This is a genomic window from Adhaeribacter pallidiroseus (genome assembly GCF_003340495.1).
In the GTDB taxonomy this organism is placed as follows: Bacteria; Bacteroidota; Bacteroidia; order Cytophagales; family Hymenobacteraceae; genus Adhaeribacter; species Adhaeribacter pallidiroseus.
The window spans coordinates 2,911,882-2,932,692 of sequence record NZ_QASA01000001.1; the positions used below are offsets into that span (position 1 = coordinate 2,911,882).

Below are 20,811 nucleotides of genomic sequence, written 5' to 3' on the forward strand. Positions count from 1 at the left end.
TTAACCATCCATCAACAGCATTAATCATTTTTAAAATTATGAAATCCATTCGTTTTAACCTGTTCTTATTTTTATTCATTTTACTTTTATCAGCTTGCGAAAAAACCTTGGTGGGTCCGGTAGCACCCAATAATTCGGAAGAAAATTTTGAAAAGCTTTGGCAGGAATACGACCGGCTGTACGGTTCTTTTAGAGTTAAAAACATAAACTGGGATGCATTATACGCCCAGTACCGCCCATTGGTAAAACCAACTACTTCCGACGCCGAGCTCATGACCATCATGACGAATCTGCTCCGGCCACTGGATGATAACCACGTTTTTTTAAGGCCACTGCGCAGCACCGGGCTGAAACCATTTAATGGTGGCCTGTTGGGTCGGCAAAAGTTCGAAGATTATGATAAAGCCGTAGCTCAGGCTTATTTAACAGATAAGAAAACCTATGGTAATGCCATTATATACGGCAAACTACGGCCAGATATTGGCTACATTAACTTGCTGCACTTCGATAATAATTTTAATTTTTATACCAAAGCCCTGGATGATATTCTGAATGAGCTAGAAGCTACTAAAGGCATCGTGGTTGAAATGCGCGAAAACGACGGCGGCGAAGACCGCGTGAGCCAATATATTGCTAACCGGTTTGCTTCCGAAAAGCATTTATCGTTTACCAGCCGCTTGCGCAACGGACCTAAACACTCTGATTTTGCCGCCCCATTAAAATTTTACACAGAGCCCGCCGGCCATTATCAATTTACCAAACCGGTAGTGGTACTTACCCGTCGGGCTGTTTTTAGCGCCGGCGAAACCTTTGTGCTGGCCATGAAACAAAATAAAAATGTGACGCTGGTGGGCGATTCAACCGGCGGTGGTATCCCGGATGCCATGCGCCGCGAATTACCTAATGGCTGGGTTTTCCGAGTTCCGATTGCGGATGTACGCGGACCCAAAGGCGAGAGCTACGAAGGCATTGGCATTGCCCCGGATGTTTTGATCAAAAACAAGAAAACTGATTTAGCTGCCGGCAAAGATGAAGCCCTGGAGACCGCCATTTCCTTGATCGACTAAAATTTTTAAAATTTTCCTCTTTTTCACCCCTGCTATTAGGCGCAGGGGTTTTACTATTTCCAAGTAATGCTTTGCTCCGGAAAGTTTTAAATTAAGGTAAACGTAGAAGTTAAACCCACACAAAAATTCAGCGGTAATTGAGCGACGCCAAAAATGGCCCGGCTGTGCCTCCCTTTTTCGCCCTTTACATTTACGAATAAATCAGAAGCTCCATTTACTACCTGGGGAGCACTGTCAAAATCAGAATTAGCCTGGTAATACGCATCAAAATGGTTTAAGCCTACAACTTTATCAAAGCCTACGTATTGGTTTACCTGGGCCAACACATTTAAAGCACAAAGTTGCATCGCTTTGTATCCATTTTCCAGAGAAATTTCGTTACCTAGTTTGCCTTGATAAAGCATTTCATTATTTCGAAACGGAAACTGAATGGCTAAATAAGCTATATTCCCCCGGATATTAACGGACACATAACTACCTCCGGGTTTAGGAGGCTCGGGTAAATGCAAGCCTAATAGTTCTAATTTTTCGTGAATAATCATTTTGGAAAAAATTACCTAATGATAAACCAGGAAGTGTTGAGCTTCAAGCTTTACTAAGGTACAATGCCACAATCGTTTATTCTAAAATAATTCTTTTATTAATAATTTCCTTATCGGTAAGCAATTGGAGCAGGTAAACTCCTTTAGATTTATCTTTTAAGTTTAAAATTTGATTAAACTTTCCTGATACTAAATTAAAATTCTGTTCCAATAAGGTAACTCCTTTGGCATCTACTAGTTTTAATTGTAAAGCGGTACCAGTAGCAAAATTCATTGCTACATGAATTTTGTCTTTAGTTGGATTTGGATATAACAAGAGGCTCTTTGCCGATTCACTTTCTTTTACACCGGTGCAAGTAGATACGGTAATTACCTGAACAGCAGAAGTTGTGCAGCCATTAGCGGTATAGGTGTAAACAATAGAATGTTTGCCTGTGCCGGCTATGGTTGCATTAAAAACTCCATCTATTACACCTGGTCCGGAATATTCTCCTCTAGTAGGTTTCCCACCTGTTAATATAAAAGCATTATTACTGCTACATATAGTTTGATTAAAGGGAGACAAAGTAGTTACAGGACTTTCCATAACAGTAACAATTTTACTTCCTGAAACAGAACAGCCATTTTGAGTAAAGGAATAAATTAAGGTGTGATTTCCAATTCCTGCTTCCAGAGGAGAGAAAATTCCCGTTGAACTTACTCCCTTTCCTAACCAGGTTCCTCCGGCCGGACTAAATCCGCTTAGTTGAATTGTACCTGCACCTATACAAATTGACTGATCACTGCCGGCATTCACTTCTGGTGGGCTAGTAATTGTTACAGCAATCTTGGTTCGCTTACTTTCACACCCATTTACCATCGTGGATATATAATAATCAGTTGTTCCAACTTTGTTGGATTTAGTAAGTAAACTTATATCCAAGGCAGAACCACCTTCAGGAACAGAGTACCACCTTATATAATCCTGGGTTCCTGCTAAAAGAGTGTCCACATGGGAGTCTAGGCAATAAAACCATTTTGTAGGAACCTGTGGTGCTTGCGGCTCAGGAGTAACAATTATGTCTCTTGTGGCAGTGGTGGTACAACCATTTAGCGTATAAGAATAAGTAATAAGGTGAGTCCCTACTCCAGCTTCATGAGGGTTAAAAATTCCGTTGGAAACTCCATTGCCACTATACGTGCCGCCTTCAGGAAAACCACCCGTTAAATTAATGACGGATTGGCCAAGGCATACCGGAATTAAAGACGCAAAGGAAACATTTGGTCGGCTTTTTACCATAACATCCAGGGTTGCTATACCGGTGCATCCATTACTGTTCGTATAAGTATAGATGATGGTATTTTTACCTATTTTAGCTAGTGCCGGATTAAATATTCCCCTGGTTACACCTGGACCTGAATAATTACCTCCCGCGGGACTAGCCGCAGGTAAGTTAATGGGAGCCGCATCCTGGCATATAGGACCTAAACCGGTTAAAATTCTTACTTCTGGTGTAGGAATAACATTTATGGTATGGTTTACCTTAGTTTCACAACCAGCCGCGTTTCTGCCGGTTACAGTTATGGTAGTATCTCTTTTTACATTAGTTAAACTAAATGATGCGCCAGTTTTGCCATTGCCCCAATTGTAGGTGCTGGCTCCGGATGCAGTTAAAGTTAAATCAGTTCCCTCACAAACTATTCCAGGAGAGATTCTGATTACAGGAAAATCTTCGACCATTATTTTTTTACTATAGGTGTTTCCGGTTCCTATTGCATTAGTAGAAGTTAATGATACGGTGTAAGTTCCTGGCTTTTCAAACTTTATCTGTGGATTTCTTTCGGAAGAAGCTGCGGGAACAGCTCCCGGTATACTCCAGTTCCAGGAACTTGGATTTTCACTGGATGCATCCGAAAATTGAATAGTACCTCCTACACAAATAGAGTTTGCCGAAGTAAAATAAGAAACCGGAGGTACTGGCCGGAATAGTAAAGCCAAATCTGAGCGGAAGGAAATAATGTTACTCTGAAAACTAAAAATCGGCTTTATGTTTATTTCCTGGTTTAATATCAATCCCCTTTTTAAAGGCAAAGCAAATAAAACATTATCCTGTTTTTTTGAAAAAGAAATTAAATTGTTATGATAATTTAAATAAGAATCAACCCCATCATTAATTTTAACTAACCTCATATTTTCTGTGGCACTAGTATCCGTTAAACCAACAAAACTTCCGCCCGCAGCAAAGTTTAGGTTATCGCGGTATGTTTTATCGGGCAAGCGGTTATAGGAAATGTTGTTCCCAGCAGTTTTACCAAACAAAATTATTTTGTCATTTTTCACGTCCATGCCTTTTAAAGGTTCCTCTTCAGACGTACCAACCTGTTTCAACCAACTTAGCGAACCCGACTTATTTAACTTACCTAAAAATATATCTTTATGCCCATCCGCGGGATTATAGTTATTTGAAAGTGAATACTTATCGAGTGCAAATTCTCCTGCAAAAATACCCGATACATACAAATTATCTTGCTTGTCCAGGTTAAGGTACAAAGGTGTAATGTGCAGGGCTGCTTCTCCTATTTTCACGGGAGGATTGGATCTGAACAAAACATTTCCGGACGCATCATATTTATCTAATACTAAAGCATCAACCCGCAAACCCCAGATTTTGCTTTGACTATCTATTTTAAGATCAGAATATCCCTGAGCTTTGGTCCACAAAATTTTTCCGTTTTTATCTAACTTGCAAAGCTTCGTTTCACTACCACAATACACATTTAAATTATTGTCTAAAGCTAAAGTTGTTTTAGAAGTAGTATAGGTATCTAAGTAAGTAGCATGCCATTGAAGAATGCCATTTTTGTTGTATTTTAAAATAACTACTGCCGTGTTATTATGCCCGTCATGAGGAGGATCAAATATTACAGAACTGCCATCTGTCGAAAAGGCTTGTATACTATCCAGGTGTTCACCGTGGAAATAAGAAACGTAAACATTACCTTCTACATCCGTTTTTACATCACCTCCTTTTACCCAATTAGATGCGTGACTTAAATAAGTCGCCCATTGGACTAAACCTTTTGAATTATATTTAACAAGCGTCTGCCAGTTATCCCGGTGATTCGCAGATTGTTTCTTTACTACCAGATCATCGCCAGCCGGGCTATAATGATACGTACCATACTGCGCAAATTCGCTTTTCAAGAAAGTATAGCTATTTTCTTCTGAATCATATGTACTTCCGATAGCAGCCATTTCTCCATATACCGAACTTAACGAATAGGATTGCGGTGCTGGCGTTACCGGATTAATGACTGTTACGGTGCGGATCGTCACATCTACACAACCATCCGGACCAGTACAAGTTAATGTTATATTATAGGTACCCGGTGTAGGGTAAGTAATTGTTGCAGGATTTTTTTCGGTAGAATTAAGGATGGAAGCCCCCGGCCCAAAATTCCATTCGTATTTTCCGTTTTCATTTAAGGAAGAATTTAAAATTGTAACGGCTTCGCCTACTTCCGGATTGTAGGTATTAACTGTAAAGTAAGCCGATGGTCCGGAAACTTTCACTGTAACTGTTTGCAATAAAGTGGTGGTGCAATAACTTTTTTTGGCAGCTACGCTAAACGTAGTAGCTTTCGAGAGGGGACCGGTTTGAAATTTTAACGTGTCCCCGTTTCCCATTTGCGGAGCACCAATATCCAGAAAACCATTTTGCAACTGATACAAAACCTCTGGTTCTGATTTTACAACATAAATTACAGGAGCTTCCTTTTTACAGATAACTGGAGTATTTGTTTGTACTTTAATATGGGGATTTACAAACAAGTTAAAAAAATACTTTTTACTAAGTGTATCCGAACCACATTCGTTTAAAGCGGTTCCTTTTACCCGTATATAGGTATTTTCTTTAATTGGATTGGTAAAAAAATCAGTATAAGTATTTTCGGGATAGATGGTATCAATGAGTTGGTTACCTTGGTAGATTTCGTACTTAGCCCTAGGCACAACATTATAAAGTACTACTCTTGTATAACTGCCATAGCATAAAATATCTTGGTTAGCCTGTATGGTAAAGTCGGTAATCTTGGGTAATGGAGTAACCTGAATGGTTTTTACGGCCGATTTATTACAAAAAGTATAGGTAAGGCGATGCTCTCCTACGCCAGCCATTGCCGGATTAAACATACCGGCAGAACTAACACCCTTACCTGACCAGGTACCGCCTAATGGAGCATATCCGGTTATAAGCCGGGGTAAAGCATTTACACAAATTGTTTCGTTTAAACCTAAATCTATATTAGTGGGAGTGGCTTGAACTTCTATAACCTCTGAATAAGGGGAGTAACATCCGGCCGCATCTTTAACTCTTAACCGGTAAAAACCCGAACTGGAAACCATAATTTTTTCTGTACTCTGACCATTACTCCACTGATAACCTGCCATACCAGTTGGTCCGGAAAGTTGTACTTGCCCTCCTGCACAAAAAACGGTTGGTCCAGCGGCCTGAATAGATGGTTTAGCCAAAGTGGGTAATTGGATGTCCACCAAAGCGGTATCATTCAGAAAATAATCCGGGCAGCCTAAATTTCTTACTTTTACTTTAATTACATTTTTACCAATTGCTAAAAAATCCGGGTATAGATTAATAGTTAATGAACCTGTCTTACCATCTTTCATGTCGCTAACAGGCGTATTGCCAATATAAGCGACATAGCTTGTCCCTACTTCGGTGCGAGGTAAACTTATGGTGGCAGACTTCCCGTTACAATTAACACTCCCATTAACTGCCAACGTTTTATCCGCTGGCCGGCAAAAAGTATAACCATCCTGCAAAGCCAGAAAACAAAGGTTACTTGCCCCGTTTCCGGTTGTAAAGGACCCTCCCGCCAACAATACCGTTCCATCCGGAAGTAAATTAGCCGTAGCCAGATGCGCTCCGAAGGAACTAGTTTTATTGGCGGTCCAATTTCCACCAGGATTATACACCTGGATGGATTTAGTATCTAAAGGATTGGTAATATCGCCGAGGCTGTAAAGTAAGACCCTACCATCAGATAAAGTAACCATGGACGCCACTCCCACATTGGTTAACAAATTTCCCGTTCGGGCAAAATACTCCCCTTGCGGATTGTAAACCTCGGCACCTAACTGATCGGTAGAATTAAACTCCTGCGTTCCTACCAGCAAAAAATATCCTGAATTTAGCCGTACTATGGAATGAAAAGAGTGTTTATAAACCGTAGGTGCACTTAGTAACGCCCATTTCTGAGATACGGGATCAAAGATTTCGGCCCGATTAGGATTGTATTGACCACCGGTGGCTAATACTTTGCCATTGTCCAGCATAACCATGGCTAAACCAGCCCCATGCTCCAGTTGCATGTCCCCTGAAGCAGTCCAGGAATCCTCCGCAGGATTGTAAATTTCGGACTTAGTGCCATTAAGACCTCCTGCTACTAGAACTCTGCCATCGCGTAATTTCACCGCGGCATGATGGCTGCGTGGTGTAAGCATATTACTTACATTCCGCCAGCTTCCCGATGTGGCGTTATATACTTCACAGGATGAAATTGACTCTTCTTTTTGGTTCATTCCACCTATGGCCAACACGCTGCCATCATGCAGTATAACCGAAGGAAACTCTTCTCTTGCCTCGTGCAAACTTCCGGTTAAACTCCAAGTTTTAGTGTTAGAATCATAAACCTCAGCTGATGAGAGTATGATCTTATTTTGCATATACCCGTTATTGCCTCCAAAAATGAGTACGTTGCCATTAGAAAGTACTTGCGACTCATGGTCCCAGCGGGCTACCTTTAAAGAACCGGTCGGGGATATTGTTTGAGCGAAAGTAGGCAGGTAATAGAAAAAAATAAAAACTATTAGTAGAGGTATTCTCGATAAACGCACTTTTAAAATCTAAATGTAATACTTAATCAGTCTAAATTTTTAATTTATTTTCATTGATTTACCCGATAACTGATTCAAGGTAATCTTGAAATTGTTCCTGTACTTAGCCAATAATATTCCAAGTTAATTTATATATTTAGATGAATAATTATACCACTTGTATATTACTTAGTAAAAGCTAAGTATCGGGTTTTGTATTATCATTATATCGGAATAATGCTAATTTAAATTTTACCTGATAGCAGGTTAACAAAAATGCCTTATAGCATGTATCTCGGAAGAGCAGCAAATTCAGATTGCGTAATCCCAAAATAGACAGCAGTGATATTTCCCAGTCCGAAGTCTATACTAATTCTGAAATTGCTTTTGTGGGAATTGTAATCAATGAGCAAGAACTACGACTGCATTTCAATGAAAATGATTCAGCCAGTATAAAACGTTACAGTAGTCTTTTTTAAGGAGACTAACCCGTAACTTATTGCATTTACAACCAACCTGATTAAGTTGTATACCGAATAACAGGGTCTTTTTTTACAGTCTAATTTCTCTTTAATTTATTTTTCTTAAATTTTTCTATTGACACAGAGTTAAAGTCGGAGCATTTATTATAGAACGAATTGACATTCCAGAAAGCTTTGTTCGGTGGGTTGTAGCCCGATGAATTTTAAAGACTGTCTCCTTATAATTTTTATTTTTATCCCTTGTAAGCTATATAAATATGATGGCCAGAAATGCGCTTGATTACAAAAAGAGGCAGTTTAGATACAAAATTTGTGAAAAAGAATCAGAATTTCTACGTGAATCAAAAAGAGTTATTCTTAATCATTTTTCATTTGAGATGAAATTTGCCTTCGCATATCAATTACTCGCCGCTAACAACGCTTTCATTTTTAGTTTTCGCTGATCATAAAAAAAACCGACAGGTTAGGTCCCCGTCGGTTATTTTATTTTTATTAAAATGTAAAATTTATTTAGGAATCGTAGGCGTCGTAGCGATCCAGGTCGTCGTAGGCATTTAATTGATCATAATCGTCGTCATCTTCGTCTTTATTACTTAACAATATAACCACGCCAGCTACAACGGCGGCGGCTACGGCAAATTTGGTTATCAGGCCAATTTTGTCGTGCTTCCATTCGGCTTTGTAACCTTTTTCGGCGAAAATGTTGGGTACGTGACCGTTTTTAAAATCATCGATTACGCCTTCTACTACGTTTACCCGGTCGGCTAAAATTAAGGGTAGCCAATGCAGGTAGCTGTTTTCGCTGTAACGGAATGCAAACCGGCGAATCATGCCACTTAAACCTGATGGCGGGGAAGCGGTGCCAAACACCGCCGATATATTCGGGCGCTCGATGGAATGCAATATTTCCACATCTACGGGTTGTAACGTGGGTCGCTCCCAGCTATAGCCGGATTGTTCCGCATCGGTGCGGTGGGGCTTCATGGGGTACGTCGGATCGTTTTGCGGATCGGCATCAATGCCCCAGCCTTTGATATGCGAAAAGTCTTTTCTTAAATTTTCCATAGTTTTTATACTTTACATGCGGGCAGATGGAGGAATAAGAACCGGTTTAATACAGTTGTCCAGTTTAGCCGAAAATAAGCGGTAGCCATCAGCCACCTCTTCCAGCGGAATGCGGTGCGTAATCAACGCTTTCGGATTGATGATGCCGTTTTGTACGTGCTCAATTAAGCGGGGCAGCAAGCGTTTCACCGAGGCCTGGTTGGCCCGGATGGTTAATCCTTTGTTCAGCACATTCCCGATAGGTACCAGGTTATCGGTTGGTCCGTATACGCCCACAATCGAAACTATACCGCCTTTTTTAACCGAATTAATGGCCCAATGCAACGCAGTAGCCGAACCGGCTTGCAATAAGGTTTTCCGACCGGTTATGGTTTGCATGGTATTACCGGCGGCTTCGGCGCCAACGGCATCAATTACCACATCGGCCCCCATCCAGTCGGTTGTTTTTTTAATAAAAACCACCGGATCTTCCATGTCCCGGAAGTTATAGGCTTCGCACTGCGCGTAGTTCCGGACAAATTCTAAACGGTATTCGACGTGGTCGATGGAAATAACGCGGCCAGCGCCAAAAAGCCAGGCGCATTTCGCCGCCATAATTCCTACCGGGCCCGCGCCAAATACGACTACCGTATCACCCGGCTGAATACCGGCCATTTCGGCGGCCTGGTAGCCGGTAGGCACTACGTCGGTGAGCATTACGGCATCTTCTATATCCATGCCTTCTGGTATAACGGTGGGGCTCACGTTGGCGTAAGGTACCCGTACGTATTCGGCTTGGCCTCCGTGGAAACCACCTGCGGTGTGTGAGTAACCAAAAATTCCACCTACCGCTGTAGCCATCGGGTTCGATTCGTGGCAGTTACCAAACAAACCTTGTTTACAAAAATGACAACGGCCGCAGGCAATATTAAAAGGTACCAGCACGTGGTCGCCAACTTTTAATTTAGTTACTTCGGAGCCAACTTCTTCTACTACGCCCACAAATTCGTGGCCGAAGGTTGTGCCGACCCGGGTATCGGGTACGTTACCGTTGTATAAGTGCAAATCCGACCCACAAATGCAGGAGCGGGTAACCCGAACAATGGCATCTTCGGGATGCTTTATTTCGGGCATTGGCTTTTGTGTGACACGAACCCGTTTTGGTCCGCGATAATCCATTGCTAGCATACGCTTTTGTTTTTCAGTTTAAAATAGACCTATTGTACAAATAGAAGCATTCCGGTAATTTCCTGATTTAATTCTAGTTCCGGAACAGTGTTATACAGTACTTGTCTATTCTGGTAAAGTTACAACTGGTGCTTTAATCCGCTGCTTTTACGTATTTATACGGTAAATTTTAAATTTTACACGTACTTGTACGCCTATTTCTAACGAATTCGTGCCACGCAAGAAAAGTTTTGGAAATGGTATTGCTAGTGGCTGATTGTCGTGGGGGCATTTTTCTATTTCCAGGCCCCAAGGATCTCCTTTTTACCTCTCCCTTTTCGAAACCTCCCCTAAATACAGGAGATGGGGTTGATCTTGTTTTCTTCTTGCCTTGCTTTGGCTATGGAATGTAACTTTACACCACACCGGAAGCTTAGCTCCGCCTTGAACGAAACGGCCCTTGTTTATTCTTAGCTGATGTTTCCCTGGATAACTTATTGGTTTAATTAATCCGAATGTGTACTAATCGGGCGATGCTTTAGATTTAAAGGCGGTTTTTACTTTTTACTGATTTATTCATTAATTACCAGGGTGGTTATAGATCGGGGTGGTAAAGCAACAGGCTGCGTGACTTTACCCATTGGATAAGCTTTCAGATTTTCATCGGGAGTAGCGGTAGTAACGTAGCGTTTATAAGTAGTTCCTTTTTTTAAATTTTTAACATCCAGCTGCAAATTTTGAGCTTGCGTTTCGTAGTTGATGGCTACCACTACCAGCTTACCAGCAGCGTGGGCATACGCCGAAACCATTACTTTTTGGGCTGCTTCTACGGCCGACAAATGATCTTGACGGTTTAAGAGTAAGCGATGCATGCCGGGCCGGATAAACAAACTATAATGCCCTAAAGCCCACAGGTTTTTGGTAGGCTGGAACCCGCCATTGGTGTGGTTGGCATTGGGTTGTAAGGCAATTAAATAATAACGCGTATCAAAATCGGGTTTGCCAGGCTCAAAGCCATTCCAGAACTGCCAGGCCGAAGCATTGGCTACGGTTAAGTCTTGATGAATCATTTTGGCCAAAAACAAGCCGCAGTCCATGGCAGATCGGCGGGCTTTAGTACCTTCCCGGAAACCATCGGCCAACATGGAATACTCCGATTGCCAAAACTGCACCCCGTACTTTTGGGTAGTATCGGCTACTTGCTGGCGAATGGCCACTGTTGCTTGGTCGCCTTCGTCGGTGAAATAGCTGTGGCCCACCACCAGTTTAGGTAAGTGGTTTAGATTTCCCAGGTAATCAGAACTGTTTTTTTTAAAAAATGCCTGTACTTGTTGCGACGTTTGGGTGGTATCGCCGTACAGAAATGTAAGCTTTGCCGCTTCGGGTAAAATAATTTGGCTAATTAAACTCTTCTGTTGCAGCGCAACATCCAGGGCTTTTACCACGCGGCTGATTTCGAAATTGCGCCAAGGACTTCCCTCCTGCTTGGCCTCGCCTACTTTACCCATCCAATCCCACTGCGGTTCGTTTACCGGGCTGATATAATCAAAACCTAAACCTTGTTTTTGGTAATGCAGCAGTACTTCGGTTAAAAAATCAGCATACGCTTCGTATTTATCAGGTTTTAAGTTTGCTTTAAAATCTTTCACGGTTTTAAAGCCTAAACCGTTTTGGGTGTATTGCACGGGTGGCGTATTGGAGAATGCAATTAATTTCTCGACACCGTAACTTTTTGCTTTTTGCAAAAACCAAGTATAGCCGATTTGTTTGTTCCAGTTGTAGGTACCATCGTCTTGCAGAAAACCTTCTACCCGGCGGTTTACATCTATTATACCGCTTTTATCGCCTTGCTCGGCGGTGCCGCCGCCAATGTTAAAGCGCCAGGCCGATAACCCAATGCCCCGCGGATTGCCTTGAGCATCTAACTTTTGGCTGAATAATAATTCGGCTATTTTTTCTTTTTTGGCCGTAGGCCAATGCTTGCCAATACCTTCGGCGTACCAGCAACCCGCCGCCCCAAAATTATCCATGGTTTGCGCTTGCTTTTTCCTGTTAACGGTTATTACCAGGGGTTTTTGGTTTTGCGCCCAACTGAGCACCGGGAGTGTATTTGCCATAACTAAGGCAAGCAGAATTCTGATGGCTAGAAAGGTCATACAACTTTTTGTAAATTTTAAAAAATAAGTAGCCGGAGTACCAATTAAGTTTAAATTCCAAAATATCCTTCATCCCTGGCTTATTGGTAAACAAGCTTTTAAAGCTAAAGGGTTTTTTAAATTTTTTACTTAGAAAGAGTAGTAACCTCAACAAATGCGGAATTCAGGAATGCCAATCTTGCAATAAAATTTATTTTTGAAAATAGCTAATAGCCTAAGCCTGGTTACGGCTTGTTATTAGGGCCTTTTCAGGTCTTTACGGATAAACGGCTACTTTCAAAGTAAATCCTTCTTTATCTCACTTAGCTAGTCTACTGGCTTATTCTTGCGGTTACCGTCATCAGGCAAGCATCGGGTGCAAACAAAACAATTCAGCGGTAAAAATACCAAATGCTTCCCGCGCGGCTATCTGATTTTAGATCTTGGTTTACTACAGAAAATTACCGCAACCAGTCCGCAAAATTAAAATTCGTACTTGTCGCAGCGGTCTTCGTACCAGGATTTTAGAAAATCTTCTAATGTATCGAGATAAGAGTTAATTTCATTCGTGCCACGCACAAAATCGGCATCGTATTGTATTTGGGGTTCCTGGAGTTCTGGATTTAGTACTAACGCATAGGTAATGACCATGGTAGCCAAACGGTTTTCCCACATGGTAACTTCGGGGGTGTTTACCGGATATTGCAAAAGAAGCATGGTGGTTTATTTTTTAAATTTTTGTTTATAGGCTTGGCTAAGCGCCTGGCAAGCTTCGGCTAACACGCCTGTTACCAGGTGCGGCGGAGCAACCCAAATACTTATGTCGGGCGCAGATAACAAGGGGTACGCCGAAGAACTGCCGCCCACTTCCGGCACAGTGGTTCCTACTACTACCCGGCTGATTTTATGGTGCCGGATGACGTAGGAGCACATGATGCACGGCTCATGAGTAGAATAAAGAATACAATTTTGCAAGTCAGCTGTATTAATTGTTTGCCGGGCATCCCGGATAGCTTCCATTTCGGCGTGGCAGGTAATATCTTTTTTCAATTGGCCAGCTTCTACTCCCTGACCAATTAGCTTACCTTTTTGTACGACTACTGCGCCTACCGGAAAATCGCCTTGCTGTAAAGCTTGCTGCGCTAAATTCAGGCACCAGTGCATCCATTTTTCGTGTTCTTCCATCGGCTATTTTTGAAAAATTTTGATCGGGAGCCAGCAGTATTTTAAATTTTCAGCGGTATTGCCAAAAACTAGCCGGAGCTTTCAATAGAACCGTACAGCCTATCCTGTTTTAATCCGGCAACCTCTATCCAGGAGTTAGTCGGGGTTAAAAGGGGAGTAATCCTGAAAAGTCCAAGTAAAGTTTTTTAAATTTTCCAGTATCACCCACTCTTTTACCTTAAAAATCCAGGAAAGAACGGTGTGGTTAGTGGTTGCTATTTCTGAAGGTGCCGGCCATTGAACTTGGGCTGTGCCCGATAGTTGCAAGGTGCGTTGGGCATTAAAATCAATAAAAAGCAAACCGGCCGCCGGATAATTTAAAAAATTACCCAAGGTATTGTACATGCCGTTGCCCACGTAATCGGGAATGCGTAAAGACGTAGCATTTATAACTTCAACAAAACCCGGATTACCACCCCGGTGCGAGGTATCCATATCATGCTGGTTGTTGCTGCTGCCCACATAAAAAGTATCGGCCGCTGTTATCCAGTTTTGTAGCTCCTTGGTCAGGATGGTTCCGGTAATGGCCGCGGGTGAGTAAATACTTTTGGCCGTTTGTTCGCTAGTTCGACGCTGGATGTATTTGGGGCAGTTAACGTACGCTTGTTTTATGGTAATTAGCAATTGCGCCTGCTTTCGGAAAACCTGACCATTTACCCGGTAGCGGCGGCGCGTGCTTGGTTCGATAAAAAGCATTCCGATTGCGGCTTGCGCCTGTATATTTTTCCAAAAAATATCTGCCGGATTAGCGTGCAAATCCCTCTCATCCAACACCAGCCTTTGGTCATCGATTACTTTTATAAAACCGGCGCTCCCCGCCAGAATAGAAGTCCAAACCTGACCGCTGCCATCCTGAGTGCTCACCATTACAAAAGTTTGTTGAGCTATAAATCTATCGGCCCTAGGAGCCAAGTAAGGAACGATCAATCGGGCATTGCGGCCGGCCGGCAATGCTGCTCCTGTTTTTTGCTGCATTTCTAATTCACCGGAATGATAAGGAGAAGCTGCCATTGCTTATTAAATATTTAGTTAATTGGCCCGGAATGTGGCTATTTTTTTAATAACGATATTTCTGCTGAGTCAATTCGTGAAAGAAGTAACCACCATCCTGATGGCGGGAGTAGTACTGGCGGTGGTAGTTGGTTTTTTACCGATAATTTTCCGGTTATCACGCGCCATCTGTATTTATATGTAACAGGACAAAATTAAGTTGATAAAAACCTGAGTTTAAGTAATTGATCATTAATTCATTAACGATCGAACAACGAACAACTAAAAACGACTAACTACTTATTTTTATCCGTTACGAAAGTTCGGCTGGAAACAAAATATTGATATAAAATTTTCAGATGACCGTGGCTGGTACAAAAGCAAATGAGCCAATAGGTGATCTTTTAAAAAATTAATTCGAAAGTTGGGCTCCGTAAATCTCCCTAACTAAGCAACTTTACAAATACAGTAATTTTGATTTTTTAATATCAGATAAAATTATCTTACCAACTAATTTTTTAAAATTTTTGTCCAGCGATTACAAAGCTACTACCTGCCCCGTACGTACAGATTCGTCGCAGGCAAAAGCAATGCGCAGGCTGTTCACCGCATCGGCCACATGGTCAGTTAGATTAATATCTTCGCGGATGGCTTGCAAAAAATACAGCTGTTCGCGGTTGCATAATTCCTGGTGGTCGGGTTCGTCTTCCATACTAATCCAGGCATCCTCTAGCTTGAGTTCTTCTTTTTCGTTTAAATCGGCCCGGTGATACCGCAACCATTCGGTTTTGGTATGTGCTTCTACCGAATCGGATTTACCGGCGCCGCCGGCATCTTTCGCCACAATCGATATGGCACCTTTTGGCCCGATGACGTCCTTCACAAAAAAAGCAGTTTCGCTGATCATGGGCCCCCAACCGGCTTCGTACCAACCTACCGAGCCATCCGCGAAACGGATTTGCAGCTGACCATAGTTGTAATTACCCGCTGGTATATCCTCCGTTAGACGGGCGCCAATAGCACTCACCTGAATGGGCCGCGAACGGGTCATCTGGCACATTACATCAATGTAATGCACCCCGCAGTCCACAATCGGGCTCAAGCTTTTCATTAAATTGCGGTGCACCGCCCAGGCAGCTCCGTGGCTTTGCTGGTTTAAATTCATGCGCATGACCAAGGGTTTCCCCAACTCCCGGGATAATTCTACAAATTGGATCCAAGAAGGATGGTGGCGCAGAATATACCCGATCACCAATTTTTTACCCGTGCGTTGGGCCGTTTCGGCTACCCGCACCGCGCCGGCCACCGAATCAGCAATGGGTTTTTCCAGGAAAACGTGGCAGCCACTTTCCAAGGCTTTAATAGCATAACTTTCGTGTGTATCCGGATAAGTAGAAATGCAAACCGCGTCGGGTTGGGTAGTATGCAAAGCTTCCTCAAAATCGGTGAACAAAGGATAACTGCCGCCTAATTTTTGATTTAAAACTTCTTTACTTTTGCCGGTAGAAACAATGCCGCAAATTTGAAAACCATCCAACGTGTGGTATGCACTGGCGTGCGAGGTGCCCATATTACCGCAACCCACCACGAGTACGCGTAGAAGCTTGGTATTTTCAGTCATGATATGTTTTTTGAAGCAAATGTTAAAAATATTGGAAACAAAGCAAAAATTAAATAATAAACTATGGTGAGAATTCTTTTAAACGAAAAAGCCGCTAGGTTCTACTAGCGGCTTTTTCGTTTAAAACCCTTATGATATAAATCTTCAGTTAGAACATTATTCTGGTAAAGTAAATTTATTATAAACGGCTAATTTCATTAATATGTTTGTCTGAATAGCTAATCAAATAATCTTTCAGAACTTTGTTTTTCTTAGTCTCATTCGTAAAATCTTCTAATAACGCAGCATCTTTCGCTATAATTTCTTTTAAGGTTTTTTTACTTAAAATTGTAATTTCTCCCGTATTTATATCTAGTGCTTTCTCAGCTAAATAAGTATTTGATGCCATTCCATTACCAGTTGGAACTGATTTATACATCAAATCTTCAAAATAACAGTAACGTCCGAGATAATCTAGTTTACTAAACTTCATGTTGGGCCGGAACACAGAAATCTCCGGGTTAAGGTAAATACTTTTCCCATCGCAAAATCCGTAAACGTTACCTATTTTCCTTGCCAAACTTTTTTCCATGCTCACCCGATAATAAACAACTTCGCCGGTAGCATTTAAAAAACCATATCCTTTAGTAACAGTAGTTAAAGGAGAATTATTGAAGGCAACAGAAGGACTATTTGTTTTAAACTCCTGAAAATCCCGGTAGAATCCAGGTTTTAAAACAACCTCTTTGTCCACGATATATTCCTGTTTATCGGACTTTAAAAAAAAGAAAGAGGCAATAAAAAGCAGTAAAATTTTCATTACAAATGTTCTTGGCTTAAATAAATTTAATAAGTGATTGGATGTAAATTTATAAATAAGACACAAGTATAATGCTAAAAGAAGCTACTACATTGCCTTGCTAATTAGGCTATTATAATTTATTTTAAAAGTAGACAAACTCTTTCTAAAATTACATTTCCTTCTTTTCAGGTTTATATAATCCGAACATATGGAAGGTAAAATAAAACGATCGGGATGTAATTTTTTAAATTTTAAAAATCTTAAGCGGCCACTAATTCCCGGTTGTATTTACTGCGGTATTGCACGGGCGAAAGGCCGGTGATTTTTTTAAAGGTGTCCCGGAAAGCTTTCGGGTCGGAGTAGCCTACTTGGTACATGACTTCGTTTACGTTTTCGCGGGAAGTTTCCAGGCTCATTTTGGCGGCTTCTATTTTCACCCGTTGAATGTATTCGACTACCGTATTGGCGGTGGCTTTTTTAAACCGGCGTTCCAGGTTACGGCGACTCAGCGCTAAAGTGTCGGCCAGTTGATCTACGTTTATTTTCTCGGTGACGCTTTTTTCAATGATTTCCTGCGCTTTTTTAATAGCCTCGTCTTCGTGGTCTTTTTGGCCGGCAAATATTACAAACGGCGACTGGCTCCGGCGCTCAATATCTATCTGGAAAGCCTTGGACATAAAGACAGCAATGTCGCGGCCCACGTATTTTTCGATGAGGTACAAAATTAAATTAAGATAGGAAAATGCGCCCCCGCTGGAATAAATCCCTTGTTCATCGGTGATAATTTTATCTTCTACCAGGTTTACTTCCGGGAACATCTTCCGGAAATCTTTAGCCGCCATCCAGTGGGTTGCGCATTTTTTGCCGGTTACCAGGCCCGTAGCCGCTAACAAAAATGCCCCCACGCATAAACTACCCACTTCGGCTCCTGCTTGGTGTTGCTGCACAATCCAGGGAATAAAGTCTTGGTTGCTTTCAATCGTTTTCACCATATCGCCATCCAGGGCCGGAATGATAATTAAATCGGTTTTGGCTATTTCGGGCGCTATTACATCCGTAAACACCTTGTAAATCCCCCCGGCGGCCGGTACTTCTTTCGTCAGACCTACCAACTGTACTTGAAATAAAGCCGGTTTGCCCATGCTTTTTAAAAGTTTATTAACTTCGGTTAATACTTGCCGCGGACCTTCGATACTGCCCAGAACTGCTCCTTTCGGAACCAGGATAGATATATGTTTCATGGATGTTAAATAAATTTGAAAGAGTAGCCAAAAACAAACTAGAACGGTTACAAGGTAAACAGAATTGTTGTCGCAATCAACCCCTTAGATTGCCGGAAATATACCCCTTTGTTGCCAATAATTACTAATATATTTGTCTTAATCTAAATGGTTTAGCAACCCAGATCTCTGCCGGAAGGCTCTGCAGCTCCTGTTTGCCTAGATTACGAAACCTAAATTTTTAACTATAAACCTGATACCATGGAAACTCAAATTATTAAAAAATCAATCGAGATTAACGCTCCCGCCGCTAAAATCTGGGATGTATTGCTCCTGGACCAGTATAACCGCATCTGGTTCGCCGAGTTCAGTCCGGGTACATTTGCTGATACCGATTGGCAAGAAGGTAGCAAAGTAGTTTTTAAAGACGACAGTGGTAGTGGTATTATTGGTACCATCGTTGCCAACCAATTTGGCAAATTACTATCTGTTGAATACACCGGGATTTTAAAAGCCGATGCCGAAGATTACGCAAGTAAAGAAGCCCAGCAAGTAAAAGGCGGTCGCGAAATTTACCGGGTCGCGGAGAATAATGGCGCTACGCAACTAGAAATTGAAGCCGACATGGGCGCAGAAATGTACGAGATGATGGCCGGCGCCTGGGACCAAGCTTTGCTAAAAATTAAAGATTTGGCCGAGGCGTAAGCAGCACAGATTCGTAAACCGGGTGCGCTCGGGCCAACCGGTTATGGGGAGTACTGCATTTGCTACAAGTGGATAATAAATTTAAAAAATTCTGCCATTAGTAATCATAAAATTCTAAATTACCATGCCCATGAAACCGAAATCAATTAAAATTACTTACTGGATTATTACAGGTCTTTTTGCTCTTTTTATGCTTTTCGCTGGCATCACCGAAGCCATGCAGCACGAATCGGGCCGGCAGATTATGCAACACCTGGGCTACCCGGCGCACGTGTTACTGGTGCTGGGCGCAGGCAAGATTTTAGCCGCTTTGGCGCTCATCCAAAATAAATTTAAAATTATAAAAGAATGGGCCTACGCGGGTCTTACCTTTAACTTTATCGGGGCTTGTGTGGCCCGGGCTTACGGTCAGGATAGTCTTGGCTTAATTCTTTCGCCACTTCTTTTTATGGCGGCAATGTTTGCTTCTTATTATTTATGGAAGAAAATAACGCATCCTCCCGTTAAACAACTCCGCCTGGTGCCTTCCCCGGAGCCGATGGCTCAAATAGCTTAATAAGTGGCATTTCTCGCATTACGCTATTGCTTATTTTAAATAATTTATCACTCTAAAACTTAAATAAAATGCTGGTAAACATCTTAATGGGCGCAGGTGCTCTTATTACCTTGTTGTTAATCGTAGCCTTGTTTGTGAAAAAACATTATGCCATCGAACGCGAAATAACGATTAACAAGTCTAAAGCAGAAGTTTTCGGCTTTATCAAACATCTTAAAAACCAGGATAAATACAGCAAATGGGTACAAACAGACCCGGACATGGAAAAAGATTATCGCGGCATTGATGGCACCGTTGGCTTTGTATACGCCTGGAACGGGAATAAGAAAGCCGGCCAGGGCGAACAAGAAATTAAAGCTATTAACGAAGGCGAAAAGTTAGAAGTAGAAGTTAGGTTTATCCGGCCATTTGCCGGAGTAGCACAAACCCCTTTTTTCACCGAAGCAATTGCGCCTAATCAAACCAAAGTGAAATGGGGCATGCGCGGTGCGAATCCGTATCCTCTTAATTTAATGAATTTGTTTATGACTGGCATGCTCGGCAAAGATTTAGAAATAAGTTTAACTAACCTGAAAACCATTCTGGAAAAATCTCCTGTTTCTAAAAATTAACTTTTTTGGTTAAAATCTGAATTAAACACGATTAAAAATTTAAAAATTAGTTTCTTTTCCCGCTGCGGTTTTATATGTTTTGAGTAAGAACATCCTCTTCCTATCCCCAGGGTTTAGGTAAATTTAAAAAATTAAAATTATTGCCTGATCAACGAAAAACGCTTTTTCTAAAACTTTAAATTTATGGTACAAGTAAATCCTTATTTAAATTTTAACGGTACTACCGAAGCCGCTTTCACTTTTTACCAATCCATTTTCGGGGGCGCATTTGTAAACGTTACGCGCTTTAAAGACACGCCGGCCGGTGATAAACTTTCTGCCACCGACCGGGAAAAAATAATGCACATGGCTTTACCCATTGGCCAAGGCACGATCTTAATGGCCACCGACGCCCTCGAGGCCATGGGCCACCATGTAAATCCAGGCAATAATTTTCATTTAACGGTAAGTCCAGGTAGCGAAGCAGAGGCAGATCAGTTGTTTCGGGCCCTTTCGGAAAATGGCCAGGTAAATCTGCCGTTACGAAAAGAATTTTGGGGAGCTTATTTTGGCATGCTTACCGACCAGTTTGGCATACAATGGATGGTTAGCTACGACCCGAATTTATCCGCCTGATTTTACCAACCGTTTGTGTCTGACAAAAACAATTTAATTTTTGCTTTTAGATATTAGCTACTTACTTCTACCTGATGCTGAACCGCTTTAGTTCAGGTTGCCCCCGCCCGTAAGTTCTACTTTGTTACGATAATAGCTTAAACGCAATCTGATAATTATTAATTAAGGCAGAAACTTTA

The 20,811-nt window shown here is 41.8% G+C and carries 16 protein-coding genes and 1 pseudogene; 5 read left to right on the plus strand and 12 right to left on the minus strand.

Annotation, left to right across the window (positions count from 1 at the left end; genetic code table 11):
- Nucleotides 1-38: 38 nt before the first annotated feature.
- On the plus strand, nucleotides 39-1,067 hold the full coding sequence (locus AHMF7616_RS11585) for a S41 family peptidase (protein ID WP_115373030.1): 1,029 nt from the start codon (nucleotides 39-41) through the stop codon (nucleotides 1,065-1,067).
- 86 nt (nucleotides 1,068-1,153) lie between these two features.
- Here AHMF7616_RS11585 and AHMF7616_RS11590 read toward each other — a convergent pair whose 3' ends face one another.
- The 12 genes and pseudogenes from AHMF7616_RS11590 to AHMF7616_RS11645 all read right to left on the minus strand — a co-directional run bounded on the left by AHMF7616_RS11590 (nucleotide 1,154) and on the right by AHMF7616_RS11645 (nucleotide 18,166).
- Nucleotides 1,154-1,609, minus strand: coding sequence for a RidA family protein (locus AHMF7616_RS11590; protein WP_115373031.1), 456 nt, complete (start codon nucleotides 1,607-1,609; stop codon nucleotides 1,154-1,156).
- Nucleotides 1,610-1,685: 76 nt separating this feature from the next.
- Nucleotides 1,686-6,386 carry a PKD domain-containing protein gene (locus AHMF7616_RS11595; RefSeq protein ID WP_233507501.1) on the minus strand — a complete coding sequence of 1,567 codons (4,701 nt, stop codon included), beginning with the start codon at nucleotides 6,384-6,386 and terminating at the stop codon, nucleotides 1,686-1,688.
- Nucleotides 6,387-7,118: 732 nt separating this feature from the next.
- Nucleotides 7,119-7,502 (minus strand): annotated as a pseudogene (locus AHMF7616_RS27930) (kelch repeat-containing protein); the annotation flags it as partial.
- A gap of 971 nt (nucleotides 7,503-8,473) precedes the next feature.
- Nucleotides 8,474-9,028, minus strand: a complete 555-nt coding sequence (locus tag AHMF7616_RS11605) for a hypothetical protein (RefSeq protein WP_115373034.1) — start codon at nucleotides 9,026-9,028, stop codon at nucleotides 8,474-8,476.
- A 12-nt stretch (nucleotides 9,029-9,040) separates the two neighbouring features.
- Entirely contained in the window at nucleotides 9,041-10,195 is a 1,155-nt protein-coding gene (locus tag AHMF7616_RS11610; protein WP_115373035.1) for a zinc-dependent alcohol dehydrogenase, read from the minus strand.
- Between the two features lie 551 nt (nucleotides 10,196-10,746).
- Entirely contained in the window at nucleotides 10,747-12,291 is a 1,545-nt protein-coding gene (locus tag AHMF7616_RS11615) for a glycoside hydrolase (protein WP_115375572.1), read from the minus strand.
- A 501-nt stretch (nucleotides 12,292-12,792) separates the two neighbouring features.
- A complete protein-coding gene (locus AHMF7616_RS11620; RefSeq protein ID WP_115373036.1) occupies nucleotides 12,793-13,026 on the minus strand; it encodes a hypothetical protein in 234 nt (77 codons plus the stop codon).
- Between the two features lie 6 nt (nucleotides 13,027-13,032).
- On the minus strand, nucleotides 13,033-13,494 hold the full coding sequence (locus tag AHMF7616_RS11625) for a nucleoside deaminase (protein WP_115373037.1): 462 nt from the start codon (nucleotides 13,492-13,494) through the stop codon (nucleotides 13,033-13,035).
- A gap of 135 nt (nucleotides 13,495-13,629) precedes the next feature.
- Nucleotides 13,630-14,544 (minus strand): PNPOx family protein, encoded by a 915-nt coding sequence (locus AHMF7616_RS11630; protein ID WP_115373038.1) that lies wholly within the window; start codon nucleotides 14,542-14,544, stop codon nucleotides 13,630-13,632.
- Nucleotides 14,545-15,061: 517 nt separating this feature from the next.
- Nucleotides 15,062-16,144: a Gfo/Idh/MocA family protein gene (locus tag AHMF7616_RS11635; protein WP_115373039.1), complete on the minus strand. Its 1,083-nt coding sequence runs from the start codon at nucleotides 16,142-16,144 to the stop codon at nucleotides 15,062-15,064.
- 178 nt (nucleotides 16,145-16,322) lie between these two features.
- The gene (locus tag AHMF7616_RS11640) at nucleotides 16,323-16,943 is read right to left on the minus strand and encodes a hypothetical protein (protein WP_115373040.1); all 621 of its coding nucleotides are present in this window, start codon (nucleotides 16,941-16,943) and stop codon (nucleotides 16,323-16,325) included.
- Between the two features lie 242 nt (nucleotides 16,944-17,185).
- On the minus strand, nucleotides 17,186-18,166 hold the full coding sequence (locus AHMF7616_RS11645) for a GlxA family transcriptional regulator (RefSeq protein WP_115373041.1): 981 nt from the start codon (nucleotides 18,164-18,166) through the stop codon (nucleotides 17,186-17,188).
- A 240-nt stretch (nucleotides 18,167-18,406) separates the two neighbouring features.
- Here AHMF7616_RS11645 and AHMF7616_RS11650 point away from each other — a divergent pair, with 240 nt between their 5' ends.
- The 4 genes from AHMF7616_RS11650 (at nucleotide 18,407) to AHMF7616_RS11665 (ending at nucleotide 20,632) form a co-directional block, all read left to right on the plus strand.
- Nucleotides 18,407-18,850, plus strand: a complete 444-nt coding sequence (locus tag AHMF7616_RS11650; protein ID WP_115373042.1) for an SRPBCC family protein — start codon at nucleotides 18,407-18,409, stop codon at nucleotides 18,848-18,850.
- A 130-nt stretch (nucleotides 18,851-18,980) separates the two neighbouring features.
- The gene (locus AHMF7616_RS11655; protein ID WP_158546150.1) at nucleotides 18,981-19,406 is read left to right on the plus strand and encodes a DoxX family protein; all 426 of its coding nucleotides are present in this window, start codon (nucleotides 18,981-18,983) and stop codon (nucleotides 19,404-19,406) included.
- A 68-nt stretch (nucleotides 19,407-19,474) separates the two neighbouring features.
- Nucleotides 19,475-20,017 carry an SRPBCC family protein gene (locus tag AHMF7616_RS11660; RefSeq protein ID WP_115373044.1) on the plus strand — a complete coding sequence of 181 codons (543 nt, stop codon included), beginning with the start codon at nucleotides 19,475-19,477 and terminating at the stop codon, nucleotides 20,015-20,017.
- 183 nt (nucleotides 20,018-20,200) lie between these two features.
- Nucleotides 20,201-20,632 carry a VOC family protein gene (locus AHMF7616_RS11665; RefSeq protein ID WP_115373045.1) on the plus strand — a complete coding sequence of 144 codons (432 nt, stop codon included), beginning with the start codon at nucleotides 20,201-20,203 and terminating at the stop codon, nucleotides 20,630-20,632.
- Nucleotides 20,633-20,811 lie beyond the last annotated feature (179 nt).

What these genes read in the sequence shown, in the direction of transcription:
- AHMF7616_RS11660 (WP_115373044.1), top strand. Translation starts at nt 19,475, where the DNA reads ATGCTGGTAAACATCTTAATGGGCGCAGGTGCTCTTATTACCTTGTTG.
- AHMF7616_RS11655 (WP_158546150.1), top strand. Translation starts at nt 18,981, where the DNA reads ATGAAACCGAAATCAATTAAAATTACTTACTGGATTATTACAGGTCTT.
- AHMF7616_RS11665 (WP_115373045.1), top strand. Translation starts at nt 20,201, where the DNA reads ATGGTACAAGTAAATCCTTATTTAAATTTTAACGGTACTACCGAAGCC.
- AHMF7616_RS11620 (WP_115373036.1), bottom strand. Translation starts at nt 13,026, where the DNA reads ATGCTTCTTTTGCAATATCCGGTAAACACCCCCGAAGTTACCATGTGG.
- AHMF7616_RS11635 (WP_115373039.1), bottom strand. Translation starts at nt 16,144, where the DNA reads ATGACTGAAAATACCAAGCTTCTACGCGTACTCGTGGTGGGTTGCGGT.
- AHMF7616_RS11610 (WP_115373035.1), bottom strand. Translation starts at nt 10,195, where the DNA reads ATGCTAGCAATGGATTATCGCGGACCAAAACGGGTTCGTGTCACACAA.
- AHMF7616_RS11625 (WP_115373037.1), bottom strand. Translation starts at nt 13,494, where the DNA reads ATGGAAGAACACGAAAAATGGATGCACTGGTGCCTGAATTTAGCGCAG.
- AHMF7616_RS11615 (WP_115375572.1), bottom strand. Translation starts at nt 12,291, where the DNA reads ATGGCAAATACACTCCCGGTGCTCAGTTGGGCGCAAAACCAAAAACCC.
- AHMF7616_RS11585 (WP_115373030.1), top strand. Translation starts at nt 39, where the DNA reads ATGAAATCCATTCGTTTTAACCTGTTCTTATTTTTATTCATTTTACTT.
- AHMF7616_RS11590 (WP_115373031.1), bottom strand. Translation starts at nt 1,609, where the DNA reads ATGATTATTCACGAAAAATTAGAACTATTAGGCTTGCATTTACCCGAG.
- AHMF7616_RS11605 (WP_115373034.1), bottom strand. Translation starts at nt 9,028, where the DNA reads ATGGAAAATTTAAGAAAAGACTTTTCGCATATCAAAGGCTGGGGCATT.
- AHMF7616_RS11640 (WP_115373040.1), bottom strand. Translation starts at nt 16,943, where the DNA reads ATGAAAATTTTACTGCTTTTTATTGCCTCTTTCTTTTTTTTAAAGTCC.
- AHMF7616_RS11645 (WP_115373041.1), bottom strand. Translation starts at nt 18,166, where the DNA reads ATGAAACATATATCTATCCTGGTTCCGAAAGGAGCAGTTCTGGGCAGT.
- AHMF7616_RS11630 (WP_115373038.1), bottom strand. Translation starts at nt 14,544, where the DNA reads ATGGCAGCTTCTCCTTATCATTCCGGTGAATTAGAAATGCAGCAAAAA.
- AHMF7616_RS11650 (WP_115373042.1), top strand. Translation starts at nt 18,407, where the DNA reads ATGGAAACTCAAATTATTAAAAAATCAATCGAGATTAACGCTCCCGCC.